The organism is Flavobacterium sp. HSC-32F16 (genome assembly GCF_024171645.1).
Classification (GTDB): Bacteria; Bacteroidota; Bacteroidia; order Flavobacteriales; family Flavobacteriaceae; genus Flavobacterium.
Genome location: NZ_JALKAC010000004.1, coordinates 15692 through 34631 on the forward strand (window position 1 = coordinate 15692; position 18940 = coordinate 34631).

Annotated in this window: 20 protein-coding genes and 1 tRNA gene; 10 read left to right on the top strand and 11 right to left on the bottom strand. The window is 32.9% G+C overall.

What is annotated here, in order from left to right; genetic code table 11:
* Positions 1-162: 162 nt before the first annotated feature.
* The 7 genes from udk to dnaA all read right to left on the bottom strand — a co-directional run bounded on the left by udk (position 163) and on the right by dnaA (position 6375).
* Complete coding sequence (gene udk, locus L1276_RS13350) at positions 163-771, bottom strand: uridine kinase (RefSeq protein WP_253788569.1); 609 nt, start codon at positions 769-771, stop codon at positions 163-165.
* 252 nt (positions 772-1023) lie between these two features.
* The gene (locus L1276_RS13355) at positions 1024-1905 is read right to left on the bottom strand and encodes an SDR family oxidoreductase (protein WP_253788571.1); all 882 of its coding nucleotides are present in this window, start codon (positions 1903-1905) and stop codon (positions 1024-1026) included.
* Between the two features lie 74 nt (positions 1906-1979).
* Entirely contained in the window at positions 1980-3107 is a 1128-nt protein-coding gene (locus L1276_RS13360) for a methionine aminotransferase (RefSeq protein ID WP_253788573.1), read from the bottom strand.
* A 46-nt stretch (positions 3108-3153) separates the two neighbouring features.
* Positions 3154-3657 carry an energy transducer TonB gene (locus L1276_RS13365; protein WP_253788575.1) on the bottom strand — a complete coding sequence of 168 codons (504 nt, stop codon included), beginning with the start codon at positions 3655-3657 and terminating at the stop codon, positions 3154-3156.
* Between the two features lie 28 nt (positions 3658-3685).
* Positions 3686-4399 (bottom strand): SAM-dependent methyltransferase, encoded by a 714-nt coding sequence (locus L1276_RS13370; protein ID WP_253788577.1) that lies wholly within the window; start codon positions 4397-4399, stop codon positions 3686-3688.
* A gap of 72 nt (positions 4400-4471) precedes the next feature.
* Positions 4472-4939: a low molecular weight protein-tyrosine-phosphatase gene (locus L1276_RS13375; RefSeq protein ID WP_253788579.1), complete on the bottom strand. Its 468-nt coding sequence runs from the start codon at positions 4937-4939 to the stop codon at positions 4472-4474.
* 8 nt (positions 4940-4947) lie between these two features.
* Positions 4948-6375, bottom strand: a complete 1428-nt coding sequence (gene dnaA, locus L1276_RS13380) for a chromosomal replication initiator protein DnaA (protein ID WP_091492283.1) — start codon at positions 6373-6375, stop codon at positions 4948-4950.
* Between the two features lie 187 nt (positions 6376-6562).
* On the opposite strand from dnaA, the gene L1276_RS13385 reads away from it, so the two are divergent.
* A complete protein-coding gene (locus tag L1276_RS13385) occupies positions 6563-6967 on the top strand; it encodes a thioesterase family protein (protein WP_073417011.1) in 405 nt (134 codons plus the stop codon).
* 31 nt (positions 6968-6998) lie between these two features.
* Here L1276_RS13385 and L1276_RS13390 read toward each other — a convergent pair whose 3' ends face one another.
* The 3 genes from L1276_RS13390 to ribD form a co-directional block, all read right to left on the bottom strand.
* A complete protein-coding gene (locus L1276_RS13390; protein WP_253788581.1) occupies positions 6999-7631 on the bottom strand; it encodes a YigZ family protein in 633 nt (210 codons plus the stop codon).
* A gap of 109 nt (positions 7632-7740) precedes the next feature.
* Positions 7741-8343, bottom strand: coding sequence for an HAD family phosphatase (locus L1276_RS13395; protein ID WP_253788583.1), 603 nt, complete (start codon positions 8341-8343; stop codon positions 7741-7743).
* Positions 8336-9385: a bifunctional diaminohydroxyphosphoribosylaminopyrimidine deaminase/5-amino-6-(5-phosphoribosylamino)uracil reductase RibD gene (gene ribD, locus L1276_RS13400; RefSeq protein ID WP_253788584.1), complete on the bottom strand. Its 1050-nt coding sequence runs from the start codon at positions 9383-9385 to the stop codon at positions 8336-8338. The genes L1276_RS13395 and ribD overlap by 8 nt, the downstream gene beginning before the upstream one ends.
* A gap of 126 nt (positions 9386-9511) precedes the next feature.
* Here ribD and L1276_RS13405 point away from each other — a divergent pair, with 126 nt between their 5' ends.
* From L1276_RS13405 to L1276_RS13420, 4 genes are read left to right on the top strand one after another with little or no spacing between them, the layout of a single operon-like run.
* Positions 9512-9997: a GNAT family N-acetyltransferase gene (locus L1276_RS13405; RefSeq protein ID WP_253788586.1), complete on the top strand. Its 486-nt coding sequence runs from the start codon at positions 9512-9514 to the stop codon at positions 9995-9997.
* 4 nt (positions 9998-10001) lie between these two features.
* Positions 10002-10811, top strand: a complete 810-nt coding sequence (locus L1276_RS13410) for a hypothetical protein (protein WP_253788588.1) — start codon at positions 10002-10004, stop codon at positions 10809-10811.
* A gap of 34 nt (positions 10812-10845) precedes the next feature.
* Positions 10846-11712: a peptide chain release factor N(5)-glutamine methyltransferase gene (prmC, locus tag L1276_RS13415; protein WP_253788590.1), complete on the top strand. Its 867-nt coding sequence runs from the start codon at positions 10846-10848 to the stop codon at positions 11710-11712.
* 23 nt (positions 11713-11735) lie between these two features.
* The gene (locus tag L1276_RS13420; RefSeq protein WP_253788592.1) at positions 11736-12239 is read left to right on the top strand and encodes a hypothetical protein; all 504 of its coding nucleotides are present in this window, start codon (positions 11736-11738) and stop codon (positions 12237-12239) included.
* 33 nt (positions 12240-12272) lie between these two features.
* Here the strand turns inward: L1276_RS13420 and L1276_RS13425 are convergent, their stop codons facing one another.
* Positions 12273-13517, bottom strand: coding sequence for an ABC transporter permease (locus L1276_RS13425; RefSeq protein WP_253788594.1), 1245 nt, complete (start codon positions 13515-13517; stop codon positions 12273-12275).
* Positions 13518-13762: 245 nt separating this feature from the next.
* On the opposite strand from L1276_RS13425, the gene hisS reads away from it, so the two are divergent.
* The 5 genes from hisS to L1276_RS13450 all read left to right on the top strand — a co-directional run bounded on the left by hisS (position 13763) and on the right by L1276_RS13450 (position 18908).
* Positions 13763-15190 (top strand): histidine--tRNA ligase, encoded by a 1428-nt coding sequence (gene hisS, locus L1276_RS13430; RefSeq protein WP_253788595.1) that lies wholly within the window; start codon positions 13763-13765, stop codon positions 15188-15190.
* A gap of 329 nt (positions 15191-15519) precedes the next feature.
* Positions 15520-15590 (top strand) — tRNA-Trp (locus L1276_RS13435).
* Positions 15591-16050: 460 nt separating this feature from the next.
* Positions 16051-16629 carry a nucleotide exchange factor GrpE gene (locus L1276_RS13440; protein WP_253788597.1) on the top strand — a complete coding sequence of 193 codons (579 nt, stop codon included), beginning with the start codon at positions 16051-16053 and terminating at the stop codon, positions 16627-16629.
* A gap of 78 nt (positions 16630-16707) precedes the next feature.
* The gene (gene dnaJ / locus L1276_RS13445; protein WP_253788599.1) at positions 16708-17817 is read left to right on the top strand and encodes a molecular chaperone DnaJ; all 1110 of its coding nucleotides are present in this window, start codon (positions 16708-16710) and stop codon (positions 17815-17817) included.
* Positions 17818-17978: 161 nt separating this feature from the next.
* On the top strand, positions 17979-18908 hold the full coding sequence (locus tag L1276_RS13450) for an ABC transporter ATP-binding protein (protein WP_253788601.1): 930 nt from the start codon (positions 17979-17981) through the stop codon (positions 18906-18908).
* Positions 18909-18940 lie beyond the last annotated feature (32 nt).

An 18940-nucleotide genomic window follows, 5' to 3' on the forward strand; every position in this document is an offset into this window, starting at 1 on the left:
TTTTTTGAATTTGATTGGTCTTTTTAGTCCCGATATTCCTGATCCCGAACCTCGGGACAGGAGAAAATCCTTTTTTGCCGTCCCGATAACTATCGGGAGGCATAAGATTATAACGGATAGCGGGAAATAGCTCCTTATTAAGGTTTAAATTTACGATAAAAATTATAAAATTCTCTGATTAATTACGGCGCGAACCACATCAATTGCTACAGTATTGTATTTATCGTTTGGAATAATAATGTCTGCAAATGCTTTTGTTGGTTCGATAAATTGCTCGTGCATAGGTTTTAAAGTAGTTTGGTAACGGTTCAAGACCTCGTCAATATCACGCCCGCGTTCAGAAATATCTCTTTTTAAACGACGAATTAATCTTTCGTCAGAATCAGCGTGAACGTATACTTTAATGTCAAAAAGCTCTCTTAATTCAGGGTTTGTTAAAATTAAGATTCCTTCAACAATCATTACTTTTCTTGGATGTGTTGAAATAGTATCGTCAGTTCTGTTATGCTGAATAAATGAATAAACCGGCTGATCGATAGTTTCACCTGCTTTTAAAGCTTTTAGATGTCTTACTAATAACTCAAAATCAATAGCACGGGGATGATCAAAATTGATTAATGCTCTCTCATCAAAAGACAAGTTATGGTTTTCTTTATAATACGAATCCTGAGAAATTACACCAACTTCCGTGTCTGGTAATTCATTCATGATTTGATGTACAACTGTTGTTTTTCCGCTTCCAGTTCCTCCTGCAATTCCAATAATGAGCATAAATTTTTTTGTTTGATATTTGTTTGGCAAAAATAATAATTTAACTCAATTGCTAAACATATTAATTTATTTAACCATATAAGTACTTTAAGTAAATTTAAGCTAGAAGATATTTAAACAAAATGTTACTTAACTGAAGTTATATTACTTATATAGTGAAAAAGATAAAAAAAATCCCGAAAGTAAACCTTCGGGATTTCGTGCAATCAGTATAGTTTTAAAAAATATTCTGAATTTAGTAAGCACTTGTAATTATTTATTCTTTTTTGCTTTTATCATCATTTCAAGCTGATCCCAAAGTTCTTCAGGAATTGCTTCTAATAAATTGAATTGTCCGGCACCTTTTAACCATTCGCCTCCATCAATAGTAATGACATCTCCATTTACATAAGCAGAGAAATCGGACACTAAATAAGCAGCTAAATTTGCCAATTCCTGATGATCTCCTACACGTTTTAAAGGCACTTTTTTAGCCATATCAAACTTTTCAGAAAGATCTCCCGGTAATAATCTGTCCCATGCGCCTTTTGTTGGGAATGGTCCCGGAGCAATGGCATTAGAACGAATTCCGTATTTTGCCCATTCTACAGCAAGACTTCTTGTCATGGCTAAAACTCCCGCTTTTGCTGTTGCACTTGGCACCACATAAGCAGAACCTGTCCAGGCATAAGTCGTGACAATGTTTAAAATCGTTGCCGATGTTTGTTTCGTATCGATCCAGTGTTTTCCAAAAGCAAGTGTACAGTTTTTAGAACCTTTAAGTACGATATCGATAACGGTATCGAATGCATTTGCAGATAAACGTTCAGTCGGCGAAATAAAATTCCCTGCCGCATTGTTTAAAAGAACATCTACTTTTCCAAAAGCTTTTAAAGTTTCCTGAAGCATGTTTTCTACTTCTTCGTAATGACGAACATCACATTGAAGCGGTAAACATTTTCCGCCAGTTTCACTTTCCAGTTCTGCTGCCGTTGTTTTCAGCTTTTCTAAGTCTCTGGAAGTAATCGCAACCTGAGCGCCTAATTCTAAAAAATATTTGGTCATTGCTTTTCCTAAACCGCTTCCGCCGCCGGTAACTACAATAACTTTTCCTTTCAAAGCGTCGTCACGTAACATTTTATCTGTATAGCTCATACTTTTCTTTTTTTACAATATTAATTAAAATAATAGGATGCACGCATAATAATGTTATAAAATTTTAATAAACTTTATATAGCACATATTTTTTTTGCGGCAGATTCCAGTGTAAAATTGTCTTTGGCAAAGCAAAAACGTATTAATTTCTGGTCTTTATGATCAGAGTAAAAAGTTGAAATAGGAATCGCAGCAACGCCGTGATTGATGATTAGGTTTTTACAGAAAGTGACATCATCCTCATCTGAAATATTAGCATAAGAAGCCACCTGAAAATAGGTTCCTTCACAGGGTTTCAATTCAAAACGGCTGTTTTGAAGCAGTTTCTGAAAATAATCTCTTTTTTCCTGATAGAATTTGCCAAGTAATTTTACGTCAACAACATCTAAATATTCGCTGATCGCAGCTTGTGAAATACTATTTACGCTGAAAACTAAAAATTGATGTACTTTTTTAATTTCTTTCATTAAATGTTCTGGCGCAACTGTGTAACCAATTTTCCAGCCTGTTATATGAAATGATTTCCCAAAAGACGAAACCATAATACAGCGATCTAAAAGATTTTTTTTGGTATGTGCCGAAATATGTTTTTCTTCGAACGTAATATATTCGTAAACTTCATCGGATAAAATAATGATATCAGGGTATTTTGAAAGTATTTTTTCAAGCTGGAGAAAATCAGCTTCAGTCAATATTTTTCCTGTTGGATTATGCGGATTATTTATGATAATCATTCTGCTTTTCTCCGAACATGCTTTTTCGATTGTTTCCCAATTTGGCGTGTAATCGTCATTTAGTGCTACACGAACAGGTTTTGCTTTGCAAAGTAAAACCGGAGATTCGTACGAATCATAACTTGGATCGAGAATAATTACTTCATCATTTTCTTTTACTAAAGCTAAAATTGAAGTAAAAATTCCTTGTGTTGCTCCGGCAGTAACTAAAAGTTCTAAATCAGGATTGATTGTTCTGTTATAAGAACTATGAATCAGTTTTGCAATTTTGTTCAACAATGGCGGATAACCTGCCATTGGTGTATATTGATGTACATTTTCCTTCGCTAATCGCGCAACAATATCTGTCAATCTTTCGTCAACAGGGAAATTTGGAAATCCCTGCGAAAGATTTATTGCATTATATTCAGCTGCCATTTTTGACATTACCGTGAAAATGCTTGTAGTTACGTTTGGAAGTTTACTCATTATAATAAAATTAGAAGGAAACTGTTGTCTGATAGAATGTAAAGGCTTAGTCTTGATTATTATATGAATTATCCATAGGGATTGATAAGTGATAAAGTACCCTGACAAGTCGGTCATTATCAGTTCCGGGAATCCATTTAGGGGCTTTTTTTAATACACGAATTGCTTCGTTTCCTGTGTTATAACCGACGTCTTTAGTTACTTTTATAGTACTCAAAGTACCGTCTTTTTCTACTATAAAATTTACTTCAACTATTCCTTTTACCGGAATTTCTTCTTCGTAATATTTGAAATTATATCGAATAAATTTCTGAAATCTCTCTATTCCTCCTTCAAAATCAGGTTTTACATCAATTGAATCAATATCGTATATTGTGGTGTCTTTTTTTATTTGAACTTCATTATTATTAATAGATTTATTAACTTCTGAAAGAGACTCGTCAAAGTTATTTTCTTTAGCAATTTTCTGTTCTGTTTTATCTTCTTTTGAAACTTTAGTTTTTGTGGAAGAATTACATTGTGTGAAACAGATCAAAATTAAAATTAGCATCAAAATCTTTTTCATTCTCTTGGATTAATTACATTTTATGAATAATAAAAATCGTCGGTCGATTATGTAAATCTACTTTTAATTTTTTCCAATCTGAAATTTTCATGGTTTTAATAAATTCTGTTGGCAGCGTAATATCTGTCGCAATGCATAAATGTGTTGACGGATTTACGATTTGTAAAATGTCTTCAACTAATTTATTGTTTCTATAAGGTGTTTCAATAAAAATTTGCGATTGGTTTTTATCCTGAGATAATTTCTCAAAATGTCTCAACGCCGATTTTTTCTCGTCTTTGTCAATTGGTAAATAGCCATTAAAAGTAAAACTCTGACCGTTCATTCCAGAAGCCATCATAGCCAATAAGATAGAAGAAGGTCCAACTAAAGGCACAACCTGAATTCCTTTTTCGTGTGCCAGTTTTACAATCACGGCGCCGGGATCAGCAACACCAGGACATCCGGCTTCGCTCATCAATCCCATATTTTTTCCTTCTAATAAAGGTTTTATGAAATCTAAATGTTCGCTTGGTTCTGTTCTTTTGTTTAGGGTAAAAAGCACCAATTCAGACTGCTTTTTTTCAGGATAAACTGCTTTTATAGATTTTCTGGCTGTTTTGTCGTTTTCAACAATATAGTGGTCGATAAGTTCGATTGTTCTTCTTACTGTTTGTGGTAAAACATCCATTGGATCGCTTTCGCCCATTGTGGTTGGAATTAAATAAAGTTTTCCTAGAAGTTTCATTTTTGTGATGTTTTATGATTTAAAGCAAAAATGTATTTTAATTATTTACGAATAACTAAAATACAAATTAAATTATGAATGCTTTTTGATAAGTTTTTGGGCGATAATTTCAGATACTTCGTCCAGCATTTGATATACATTATCAAATCCGTTAACGGCTCCATAATAAGGGTCCGGAACATCTACATTTTCGTCTGGAAATAATTCGTTTAAAATAAGATGAACCTTGTTTTTATGTTCGGGAGTTTTGGCTAGATGTAGGACATCTCGTAAATTCGAACTATCCATAACGTAGATATAATCAAATTCCTCAAAATCAGAAGCTTTAAATTGTCTTCCTTTTTGCCCGTCAATACATAAGCCATTTTTTTGGGCGACGGCAATAGAACGTTTGTCTGGAGCATGACCAACATGCCAAGAACCAGTTCCGGCAGAATCTACACTAAATTTATCAGCAGGTAATTTTGAAGCCAAAATTCCTTCAGCTAAAGGAGATCTGCAAATATTCCCCAAACAAACCATTAAAACTTTTACTGGCATGATTCGCGTTATAGCGTTAGTTTTTTGTTGATATCTTCTACAAATTTCTTAAACTGTTTGTCTGTAGAAACTAAATTATCAACGGTTTTACAAGCGTGTAATACAGTTGCGTGATCACGGTCTCCAATTTGTGAACCAATGTTTGCCAAGGAAGCTTTGGTAAATTTCTTTGCAAAAAACATGGCCAATTGTCTTGCCTGAACAACATGCCTCTTTCTTGTTTTAGATTGAAGCGTTTCAATATCCAGCTGGAAATAATCGGAAACAATTTTTTGGATATAATCAATAGAGATTTCTCTCTTTACGTTTTTAACAAATTTCTCAACTACGCTTTTAGCCAGTTCAATTGTAACTTCCTTTTTATTGAAAGATGACTGAGCGATTAACGAGATAATAGCACCTTCTAATTCTCTTACGTTAGATTTGATATTGCGTGCAACGTATTCTAAAATGTCTTCCGGCATTTCGACACCATCACGATATAAAATATTTTTTAAAATCGAGATACGGGTTTCGTAATCAGGCTGATGAAGCTCAGCAGATAATCCCCATTTAAAACGAGATAATAAACGCTGTTCAATATCCTGCATATCAACAGGGGCTTTATCAGAAGTTAAAATTACTTGTTTTCCGTTTTGGTGCAAATAGTTAAAAATGTGGAAAAATACGTCCTGAGTTCCTGATTTTCCAGATAAAAACTGAACATCATCAATAATCAAAACGTCAATTAATTGGTAAAAGTGAATGAAATCATTACGATTGTTCTTTTTAACCGAATCAATATATTGTTGTGTGAAAATCTCGGCAGAAATATATAAAACCGTTTTTTCAGGATATTTGTCTTTTACTTCAACACCAATAGCATGTGCCAAGTGTGTTTTTCCTAAACCTACTCCTCCAAAAATCAATAACGGATTAAATGAAGTTCCTCCAGGTTTGTTGGCAACAGCCATACCTGCAGAACGAGCTAAACGGTTAGAATCTCCTTCAAGGAAATTATCAAAACTGTAATTAGGATTTAATTGAGACTCAATTTTTAAATTTCTGATTCCAGGAATTACAAAAGGATTCTTAAGTTCAGGATTTAAGTTTTTGAACGGAGCGTCAACCTCTTGCGGTTTCATTGGAACTCTGTTAGAACTTGGCAGCTGCTCGGTAAACGGCTGTTTATTTCCATAAGTGTTCTCCATTTTAATTTTATAGAGTAACTTTGCGTTTTTTCCGAGTTCTTTGGTAAGTGCAACTTTTAATAATTTTACGTAATGCTCTTCGAGCCATTCGTAGAAAAATTTACTTGGTACTTGAATATATAACGCGTTATCGGTTAGCTCAACTGATTTGATTGGTTCAAACCAAGTTTTGTATGCTTGATCTTGAATATTGTCCTTTATAAAAGACAAACAGTTTTCCCATACCGATTGAGCAGTTTTAGTCATAGATTCAAATAAATTTTTATATTATTAATAAAGATTCTCCTGTAAAAAAAGGAGCGATTTTATTCCTTATTTCGGGATAACAAATATGTGAACAAATTTCTGTAAAAAAAAATATTTTGGTATCTAATTTTATAAAAAAATGTTGTAAGAGGACTTGAATAATTTAATTTTTTTTAATACATTAATAATGAAAAATCATCAAACGCAAGTGCGTGTTCGTTACTCCGAAACTGACCAAATGGGAGTCGTTTATCATGGAAATTATGTGCCTTATTTTGAAATCGGACGCGTGGAATGGCTTAGAAACAAAGGGATTTCGTATAAAAGCATGGAAGAAAGCGGTATTGGCCTTCCAATTGTTTCCATGCAGATCAACTATAAAAAATCTGCTCGTTATGATGAGCTTTTAACAATTCATACAACATTCAAAAGTCAGTCATCTGTTAAGATTGAATTTGACTGTGAAATTTATAACGAAGCAAATGAGTTATTAACAACGGCAGTGTTTATTTTAGTATTTATTTCGTTAAAAACGGGCCGCCCGACAGCGCCTCCGGATTATATTTTAGAATTGTTTAAAACGCTGACGTAATTGTTAAAACGGGATACGTTTTTATACTAAATTATATAATTTTAACGTCAATTTCAAACATTAAATCAAAAATGTCGAATATAATTTCGGCATTTTTTTTTCGTGTTTTTGTGATGATTTTCCCAATTGGAAGACCTGAATCTTCATTCATTTCCATTTCCTGAGAAGTTATTTCAAGTTTTTTCTCTTTTATAACACGCATCACTTTGTTCATGTTTTTGTAATCAAAAGAAATTAAAAAATGAACATCAATTGTTTTTTCAATAATTTCACAAACTTCTAATGTCATTTGTGCCGTTGTTCGATACGCAGTAATCAAACCGCCAACACCCAATTTTGTGCCTCCAAAAATACGAACCACTACTAGGAGAACGTTGGTGACTCCAAAAGATTGTATCTGCCCATAAATTGGTGCTCCGGCAGTATTACTTGGTTCTCCATCATCGTTTGCCCGATAAGAAATCTTTGGTGCTGTTCCTAATTGATAAGCATAACAATAATGTACGGCATGAGGATGAAGTTTTCGTAAATCCTCAATAATAGGTTTTACTTCTTCTTCATTTTCTATAGGAAAAGCATAGCCAAAGAATTTACTTCCTTTTTCTTTAAAAAGCACTTCTTCAGATTCTCTGGCAATGGTTTGATACGTATCGTTATATTCCAAATCTAAAATTCTAAATTGTTTTTTTTGCCACAGATTAAAGGGATTAAAAGGATTTTTTTAACTGTTGTAAATAATCTGTGTGAATCCTTTTAATCTGTGGCTAAATATATTATAGTATGTTTTTGTCAAACAAGTTAACAACATCTTCCTTGCCAACTTGTAAATTCCAAACATGTAAGCCTAAAGCTGCTGCTGCATCTGTGTTTTCTTTTTTGTCATCAACAAATAAAGTCTGTTCCGGAACTAAATTATGTTCGTCAATTAAATGTTGATAAGAACTAGCATTCGGTTTTCTCTTTCCAATTTCAAAAGAGAAATGCACTTTCTCAAAGCAATTATAGAAATCAGTATAAAAAGGTACGCCAACCGTTTTTTCGAAAGTGCCAATATGAATAGAATCGGTATTGCTTAATAAAAACAAGCGGTATTTTTTTGAAAGCTCTTTTAGGAAATCTAATCGATAAGAAGGGAAATCTGCTAAAACGGCATTCCAGGCTTTTAGAATTTCTTCTACTGAAGCATTTGGAAGTTGTTTTTGAAATCCATCCACAAAATTATCGTATGAAATATCTCCGGTTTCAAATAATAAATTCAAACGATCCAAATCAGAATTCCATTCTTTCAAGCCTAATTTTTGTAAACCCGAAATTGTTCCTTGCTTGTTTAAATTGATAAAAATATCTCCAAAGTCAAAAATTATAGTATCAATCATGATTTCTTACGTATATTAATTCGTCGTTTTCAATATAGGTTTTAACAGCATTTTTCTTTTGAAGTTCCGGTGCTTTCGTTCCTTTTTCATAAGTGTTCTTTCCAACAAAAATTCGGGCTTCGTCCCAAATATTTTTATCTATAAAAGATTGTAAAGTTTGTCTTCCTCCTTCAATAATTATAGATTGAATTTGATGCTGATATAAAACCGATAAAATATTTTCGATAAGATTTTCATCAAAATCAATCTTTTCAAAAATCGTTTTTTCTGTCGAAATATTGTTTTCAGATTTAGAAAAAACTATCGTTTTAACACTGTCATCAAAAACAAAACTGTCTTTTGATATTCTATTGTTTTGATCTAAAATTACCCGTACCGGATTATTTCCTGACCAATCACGAACATTTAATTTCGGATTGTCATCAATAACCGTTTGTGTTCCTGTTAAAATAGCTTGTTCTTCGCTTCTCCATTTATGAACCAATTGGCGGGAATATTGATTGGTAATCCAAACCGGTTTTCTTTCCTGATCAGTTTCTTTTTCAGGAGCTAAAAATCCGTCCAGACTTTCTGCCCATTTTAGAATAATATAAGGTCGTTTTTTTTGGTGGAAAGTAAAAAAGCGTTTGTTGAGCTCGTTACATTCTTCTTCTAAAATGCCAACTACAACATTTGCTCCGGCTTCAACCAGTTTTTTAATTCCGTTTCCTGCCACTTTTTCGTTTGGATCAACCGTTCCTACCACAACATTTGGGATCTCATTTGCAATAATTAAATCACAGCAGGGAGGGGTTTTTCCAAAATGAGAACAAGGTTCTAAACTAACGTAAATAGTAGCTTTTTTTAATAACGATTTATCTTTTACAGATCTAACCGCATTTACTTCGGCGTGAGGTTCGCCGGATTTTTTGTGCCAGCCCTCGCCAATAATGGTGTCTTCATAAACAATAACGCTTCCTACCATGGGATTTGGGTATGTGGTTCCAAAGCCATTTTTGGCAAGTTCAATGCATCGTTTAATATATTTCTCATGTATATTCACGCTGCAAAAGTAACTATTTTTGAGTTTTGAGTCTAATGTTGAGATGATAGTTATGAAACAATACAAATTGTTATGAAACTATCGGAAAAGTATTTTTATTTTTGTAGATATAAGTGAATAAATAAAATGAAAAATTGGGTTATCAGAAAAATTGAAAAAGAAGACAATCAATCAGTTGCGAAATTAATACGATCTGTTTTTGATGAAATGGAAATTCCAAAAGTAGGTACCGCTTATGAAGATCCATATTTAGATTTAATGTTTGAAGAATATAATAAGCCCAAAGCGGTTTATTTTGTTGTTGAAAGTGAAGGAGAAATTTTGGGATGCGCAGGAATTGCACCTCTAGAGAATGGAGATCCTAAAATATGTGAATTGCAAAAAATGTATTTTTTACCAAAAGTCCGCGGATTAGGAATTGGAAGTAAAATGATGGAGGAATGTTTGGAGAATGCAAGGGATTTTGGATTTGAAAATTGTTACATTGAGACAATGCCTTTTATGCATGCCGCTCAAAAATTATATAAAAAATCAGGATTTGAATATTTAGATGCGCCGTTAGGATGTACGGGGCATGATTCTTGCCCTGTCTGGATGTTGAAAAAATTATAAGCCAATGAAAAAAAATATTTTTGCTATTATTTTAGTTTCTGTTTTATTCTCCTGTAAAGATGCTAAGCAGGAAAAAGTGGTCCAAAATACCCCAACAGTCAAAGATTCAGTAGTTAAAACTGAGGAAATTGAAAATACGGCTGTATCAGAAGAAGTCTTTAAAAAAGAATTCAATATTTTAATACCTCAAAATTACCGAACTTATGAGAATGAAAACCCGGTAAAAGCTTTAAGCCAGAAATGGGTCGAGCTATACCAGGAGAATGGAGAATATTTTTTAGGCAAAGCAAATTTCAAAATTGAAAAAGGATACAGTGAATGTTCCGGTGATTCTACGCTTTCGATTATGCCTGAAAAAAAAGTTTTGTTGTTGATGGATTATCCTAAATTGAAAACAGGAAAAATAAAATCGGTAAAAATAGAAAGAGATAAAATCTGGCCCAAAGAAAAACTGAGTTTTACTTTTAATAATCTGATTTATACTTTACGCGGAGAAGGGAAAGTTTTATCTGAAGAACAAATAAGTACAGATGACGATAAAACAGAGATTTTTAAGAAAGTGGAAGATTATAAATTGTTTATAACGGTTGGAAATAATCCTGAAAAATTACTTTTGACCGAAACTTCGTTTAATGACACTTTTGTTGAGCTCCTTTTTGCGGGTGATATTGACGGCGATGGAAAATTAGATTTTGTTTTTGGAGCAAACAGGGATTATGAAGAAGAACGTGTGATTTTATTCCTTTCGTCAAAAGCTGAAAATGGAGATTCAGTGAAAAAAGTTTCAGAAATAGCCGTGCAGTTCGACTGTTAAATTAAAAAGATTATCTAATAACAGATATATAAAAATGAAAATCAAGCAATATCGTACTCAGTTTATTAAAGAATTATCTTCTTTGTACGATGCGTACGAAGCCGAAAGTTTTTTCTATTTAATTTTAGAAGACAAACACAAACTGCGTCAAATAGATTTGGCTTTAAATCACGAATTGGCTTTTTCCGAAGCCGATTTTGTTGTTTGGGATTCATTGCTGGCACAGTTGAAAAAGGAAGTTCCAATTCAATATTTGCTGGGAAAAACTAATTTCTACGGTCTAGATTTTGAAGTAAACGAAAATGTTTTGATTCCAAGACCGGAAACAGAAGAATTAGTAGAATGGATTATCAGCGAAAATAAAGGAATAGAGAAAAGAGGAAAAATAAAAATTCTGGATATTGGAACAGGAAGCGGCTGTATTGCTGTTTCGCTGGCAAAAAATCTTCCCAATGCAGAAGTATATGCAATTGATGTTTCGAAAAAAGCAATTGAAACCGCTAAACGAAATGCTATTAGAAATGATGTTGAAGTTACTTTTTTGTTTCAGAATATTTTAGAAGCAGAAGAGTTGAAATGTAAATATGATATTATTGTTTCAAATCCCCCTTATGTCCGCAATTTAGAAAAAGAAGAAATCAAGAATAATGTTCTGAATTATGAACCGCATTTAGCTCTTTTTGTAGACGATAATGATGCGTTGATTTTTTACAGGAAAATAGCATCTCTAGCACACAATAATCTTTTGGAAAACGGACAGTTGTATTTTGAAATCAATCAATATTTAGGAAAAGAAATGGTTGATTTGTTAGGTAAAATGGATTTTATAAACATCGATCTCCGAAAAGATATTTACGACAATGACCGAATGATTTCCTGCAAGGTTTCTAAAACCTTGTAGGTATTTTTATTCAATAGCAAAAAATGAAATTACAAATTAGGAATTTTAATGGACATCAAATATCTGAAAGATTTGATATCGAAATTCCTTCTGATGACTCTTCAGATTTAAAGGTTTCCTATGTTGATTTTGAGTTTGATGAAGAACCAAAGCATAACATCACTGCTAAATTTTTTCTTAATGAAAATAATGATGAATTAATTGAGTCGAATTTTTTTCATTTCAAAAATATTGACCTAATTTTCTTCAGATTTATTTATCAATGGGGAATAATTGATTTGAAAAACAGAAGAGTGAAAAGAAATGTAATGGATTACTCCTTAGATTTTCCTTTTTTTTATTTGCATGAAAATTGTATTTTAATTGTGGATGATCTATTTGCTGAAACCATAACATTTGATGGTGAGATAATAGATACAATTCAAAATGAACAGCCTCATGAAATAATTGAGTTTGAAGATTATTTTGAATTTGATATTATAGGAGTTGAGAAAAGAAAACTTATGAAAAATGTTTCAGATTCCTGAAAGGTTTTGGAAACCTTGTAGGAAACATGATGATTACTCGTATCGTAAAGCTTCTATAGGATCTAGTTTTGACGCTTTTATGGCAGGGTATAAACCCGAAACAATGGCAACCATAAAACTGGTGGCAAATGCGGCAAAAATCGCCATCCACGGAATCACGAAAGCAAAACTCATTGCAGCAGCAAAAGCAAAACCTATTAGAATTCCAAGAACAATTCCAACCAAACCGCCAATTTGTCCAATCAATAAAGTTTCAATAAAAAACTGAACGGAAATTGTAATTTTTGTTGCGCCAAGTGCTTTTCTAACACCAATTTCACGGGTACGTTCTGTAACCGAAACAATCATAATATTCATTAAAGCAATTGAAGAACCTAAGATAGTAATGATCGAAATAATCCACGATGCCCAGCCTAAATATTGTGTGATTCCTAAAATTCGGTTGATTAAATCGTCACTTCGGCCAATTCCGAAATTGTTATCACGAACCGGACTTAATTTTCGTACTCTGCGCATTGTACTGGTTGCATTATCGACAGCCTGATCTAAAAGTTCTTTTTTAGAAACCATTACACTAACTGTATAATTAATGTTAGGTGCGGTAAATAAAGAACGTGCTACCTGAATTGGAATTAAAATGCGCAAATCCTGGCTGTTTCCAAAAGTTGAACCTTTCTCTTTTAAAACACCTATGACTTTAAAACGCGCACCACGAATTGAAATTACTTTATCAATTGGATTAACATCTTTTAATAGGCCTTTTTCAAAATCAGAACCTACAACGCAGGAATACGTATTGTTGTCAATATCAAATTGATTAAAAGAACGGCCTAAAGTAGTTTCTAAACCAGAATTTGAAATAAAATGTTCATCAACACCTACAATAGAAATTTCAGGATCAGTTTTAGTGTCTAGATATTTTACTTCGGCTTTTGATGTTGCGGTAAAAGAAAGAGAAGTTTCGGTAAAAGGATATTTGTATTTGTTTTTAAAAGCAACCGCTTCCGGGTACGAAATAATCGGATTAATAACTTCACGTTCTTTTCCGCCACGATTTCGAACCGTATTTTCGTATTGATTAATGTTGAAAGTATTCGCTCCCATTGAGGCAAAATTGGTCGAAACCGTATTTTCAAGTGCGGTTACAACAGTAAGAATTCCTACCAAAGCGGTAATCCCAATTGCGATAATTAAAACTGTAAGAATGGTTCGTAATAATTGAGTTTTGATAGAACCAAAAGCAATTCGGATATTTTCTTTAAATAATTTTAGCATCATGACCAATTTGTCACGAAAATACGGTTTTTGTTACAAGTTTGTTTTCGAACCGCTATTATTTATTTTAAAAAGTAAGATATTTGCAGGCGATTTTAAATTAAGTCGAAAGTTGGAAAGGCATTAAGTCGAAAGTGTAAAAAACCAACAATCAAAAAAATCTAAAAATAAATAATTTTAAAGGTTTTAGATTTTAAGTTTCAAAGAAATCTAAAATCTAAAATCAGAAATGTAAAATAAACAGAAAGATGGCTTCAAAACCAAGTATTCCAAAAGGAACCAGAGATTTTTCACCAGCAGAGGTGTCAAAACGTCAATATATTATTCAGACTATAAAAACTAATTTCGAAAAATTTGGTTTTCAGCCAATCGAAACGCCTTCGTTTGAAAATTCAGATACCTTAATGGGAAAATATGGAGAAGAAGGGGATCGTTTGATTTTTAAAATTCTGAATTCAGGTAACTTTTTTTACAATAAAAGTAAAATTGAACTGCCGGAATCAATAGAAGAATTACAGATAAATTCAGCTGAAAAAATAAGTTTAGAGCAAAGAATCGAATTGAATAAATTCACTGGAAAAATTTCTGAAAAAGCGCTGCGTTACGATTTGACAGTTCCATTTGCAAGATACGTTGTACAGCACCAAAGTGAAATTGAATTTCCTTTTAAAAGATATCAAATTCAGCCGGTTTGGAGAGCTGATAATCCGCAAAAAGGCCGTTTTAGAGAGTTTTTTCAATGTGATGCCGATGTTGTGGGTTCAAAATCACTATGGCAGGAAGTTGAATTGGTTCAATTATACGATACCGTTTTTACGGCTTTGGGTTTAGAAGGCGTTACAATCAAAATCAATAACCGAAAAATATTATCTGGAATTGCTGAAGTAATTGGTGCTTCAGATAAATTAATCGATTTTACAGTTGCACTTGATAAATTAGACAAAATTGGTGAAGACGGTGTAAAGAAAGAAATGATCGAAAAAGGAATTTCTGAAGAAGCTTTGGTAAAAGTACAGCCTCTTTTTAGTTTCTCTGGAACTTTCGCAGATAAAATTAAGCAGCTTTCAGAATTATTAGCTGAATCAGAAGAAGGAATGAAAGGTGTTGAAGAATTGAAATTTATTTGTGACAATGTTGCAGATTTAGGATTGTCAACTGCAATTTTAGATCTTGATGTAACTTTGGCACGCGGATTAAATTATTATACGGGAGCTATTTTTGAAGTTGGAGCACCAAAAACAGTTGCAATGGGGTCTATTGGCGGCGGCGGAAGATACGACGATTTGACTGGTATTTTTGGTTTGAAAAATATGAGCGGTGTCGGTATCTCTTTTGGATTGGATCGTATTTATTTGGTTTTAGAAGAATTACAATTGTTTCCAGAAACTGTTGCAGCGACTTCAAAAGCAATATTCATTAATTACGGAGATAAAGAAGCTTTGTACGCTTCAAAAGCGATTCAGAAATTAAGACAGGAAAATATAAAAGTAGAATTGTATCCAGATAATGTAAAAGTTGGAAAACAATTTCAGTATGCAGATAAACGCTTGATCCCTTTTGCAGTAATTGCCGGTGATCAGGAAATTGCTTCAAATACTTATTCACTTAAGAATTTAGTAACAGGCGAGCAGGTTTCTGTTGATTTCGAAGGATTGAAAAATGCTTTGTTAGGTTAACTGTTTGGGGTGAAGGTTTTTTGCCACAGATTATATAGATTAAAAAGATTTTTTTTTCACGCAGATTAGGCAGATTTTAGCAGATTTAATTTTTATATTAAATAAATCGGCTTTAATCTGCCTAATCTTTTTAAATCTGCGTGAAATAAAATTTTTTAGTAATAAGTAAATATATTTTCAACAATTGAAAAAAAACTTTGTTAGGTTAACTATTTGGAACGGAGCTTTTTGTCGCTGAGTGCACAGATTTAAAGGATTTTCTTTTTAAATCTCTCCGTGAAATAGTTGCTGGAGAAGAAAAAAAACTTTTAATTTGCCGACCTTAAGTTACGGGCGTAGTTCAAGGGTAGAATAGCGGTCTCCAAAACCGTTGATGGGGGTTCGAATCCCTCCGCCCGTGCAATATTTCTTACCGCAAAGAGCGTAAAGGGTTTTTACCAAGAATACTTAAAAATATAAAGTTCGCAAAGCTAGATCGATACAAAGCTTTGCGAACTTCTTTTTTTATAAAAGTTAAAGTGAAAAAATCTTAGGGTTCTTTGCTGTAAAATTTTTTCAAAAAAGCATAAAAAAAAGCTTCGTCTCTATAAGGCGAAGCTTTTTTTAATATAAGGTAAACTTGAATTAATAATTATTTATGAGGCCGAAGCCAACCCTTAAATTCAATTTTGATAGGTAATAATTTAGTTCTTACTTTGGATACCAAATATACGACAAACTAAAACGTAATAGTCTTAAAATTATAATAAAATTTTACAGTCTGCTTTAAGATTTTAAAAGTCTCATAATTAATAAAGTGACAATTTGACATTTTATAACATTTGGCAGTACTTTTGCAATCCAACAGAAAGAAATAAAAAATGAAGTTTAAGAATATTTTTAAAAATAAAAGTAATATGACTACGGAAAATACAGAGTTCGATCAGGAATTAGATGATGTAACGTTAGAGAACAATGCCAACGGTGAACAGTTAATTGTTGAAGAATTAAGTGTTGAAGAGCAATTGGCTCAAGACTTGGCAAAGGAAAAAGATAAGTTTTTGAGATTATTTGCCGAATTTGAAAATTACAAAAAAAGAACTTCTAAAGAACGTATCGATTTGTTTAAAACTGCAAACCAAGAAGTTTTGTTAGCAATGCTTCCTGTTTTGGATGATTTTGACAGAGCGATTGTAGAAATCAACAAATCTGAAGATGAAAATTTAACTAAAGGTGTTGAGTTGATTCACGAAAAATTAAAAAACACTTTGGTAACTAAAGGTTTAGAGCAGGTTGATGTAAAAGCAGGTGATGCTTTTAATGCTGATTTTGCTGAGGCAATTACCCAAATTCCGGCTCCGTCTGAAAAATTAAAAGGTAAAATTGTTGATGTTATTGAAAAAGGATACAAATTAGGAGACAAAATTATTCGTTTCCCTAAAGTAGTAATCGGAAACTAAAAAATGCAAGTAAAATTCTAAAAACCAATTTTTTAATATTGGAATTTGGAATTTATTATTTGGAATTTAAACCTAATTATGAAAAAAGATTTTTACGAAATACTAGGCATTTCAAAAAATGCTGATGCTGCCGAAATTAAAAAAGCTTACCGAAAAAGTGCGCTAAAATATCACCCTGATAAAAATCCGGGCGACAAAGAGGCAGAAGAAAACTTCAAATTAGCGGCAGAAGCTTATGAGGTTTTAAGTGATCCGCAGAAAAAAGCAAAATACGACCAGTATGGACATCAGGCATTTGATGGTTCTGGCGGATTTGGCGGTGGTCACGGCGGTATGAATATGGATGACATTTTCAGCCAGTTTGGCGATATTTTTGGCGGCGGATTTGGCGGATTCGGAGGCGGAGGCGGAGGTCCTCGCCGTGCAAAAGGAAGCAATCTTCGAATTAAAGTAAAATTGACTTTAGAAGAAATTGCAAATGGAGTGGAGAAAAAAGTAAAAGTAAAACGTAAAGTTCAGGCAAAAGGTGTAACGTATAAAACTTGTACAACTTGTAATGGTCAAGGTCAGGTAATGCGTGTAACCAATACCATTTTAGGAAGAATGCAATCTGCATCAACTTGTCCTGCTTGTGGTGGTTCTGGTCAAATTTTAGATAAAAGACCTTCTGAGGCAGATGCACAAGGAATGGTTCAGGAAGACGAAACAGTATCAATCAAAATTCCCGCTGGAGTTGTTGACGGAATGCAGTTAAAAGTTTCTAATAAAGGTAACGATGCACCGGGAAATAGTATTCCGGGTGATTTAATTGTGGCTATTGAAGAAGTAGAACACGAATTCCTTAAACGTGAAGGTGAAAATGTTCACTTCGATTTATATATCAGTTTCCCGGAAGCAGTTTTAGGAGCTTCAAAAGATATTGAAGCAATCAATGGAAAAGTTCGTATTAAACTGGAAGAAGGAATTCAATCTGGAAAAATACTAAGATTAAAAGGAAAAGGAATTCCAAGTTTAAATGGTTACGGAAGCGGAGACTTATTAGTTCACGTAAACGTTTGGACTCCAAAAACTTTAAATAAAGAACAAAAACAATTCTTTGAAAATGCTTTAAACGACGAACATTTTGTTCCAAGTCCTGAAAAGTCAGAGAAATCATTCTTCGAAAAAGTAAAAGATATGTTCTCATAATATGAAATTTTTCTAAAATGTTTATATAAAATTAAAACCCATTCTACACAAATAGAATGGGTTTTTTGCGTATTATAATGTAGATTCGCTATGAATTATTTACTTTTACAGAGTGCTGGCAAAAAAAAAAAAAGCCACTAAAAGAAAACCTAAAAAATAAAATGAGCAACTTACTTGAAGTACATAAAGTCGTAAAACAATATGGCGATTATGTAGCGCTTAACGAAGTTTCATTAAATGTGCCAAAAGGCAGTATATATGGACTTTTAGGTCCAAATGGAGCTGGAAAAACTTCCCTTATCAGAATCATCAATCAAATTACAATGCCAGATAGCGGTGAAGTAATTTTGGATGGAGAAAAACTACAGCCAAAACACGTACAGACAATTGGTTATCTTCCTGAAGAAAGAGGATTGTACAGTTCTATGAAAGTAGGGGAACAATGTTTGTATCTTGCGCAAATGAAAGGTCTTTCGAAAGCCGAAGCCAAAAAGCAATTGGATTATTGGTTTGATCGTTTAGGGATTCAAGGCTGGTGGAACAAGAAAATCCAGGAACTTTCGAAAGGAATGGCACAGAAAATTCAGTTTGTAGTTTGCGTACTGCACCAACCAAAACTATTAATTTTTGATGAGCCTTTTTCTGGTTTTGATCCTGTAAATGCCAATATTATAAAAGATGAAATTTTGGCATTAAAAGAACAAGGATCCACTATTATTTTTTCGACACACAGAATGGAAAGTGTAGAAGAACTTTGTGATCATATTGCTTTAATCCATAAATCAAATAAACTGATCGAAGGAAAAGTAGGCGATGTAAAACGTCAGTTTAAAACCAACAGTTTTGAAGTAGGAATTCTGACTAATAATGTTGAAGGTTTAATGTATGATATTACGCAGAAGTTTACAGTTTCGCCTGCCAATTTTAAATCGCTAAACGACGATTTAAAATTAAACATTCAAATAGGAAATGCAACGCCAAATGAGTTATTAAATATTTTGACGCAACGCGGACAAGTAACACATTTTGTAGAAAAAATCCCGAGTGTAAACGATATTTTTATTCAAACAGTTACTGAAAACAAAGTTTAGATTTCATATTTCAGATTTTAGAGTGAAAACCT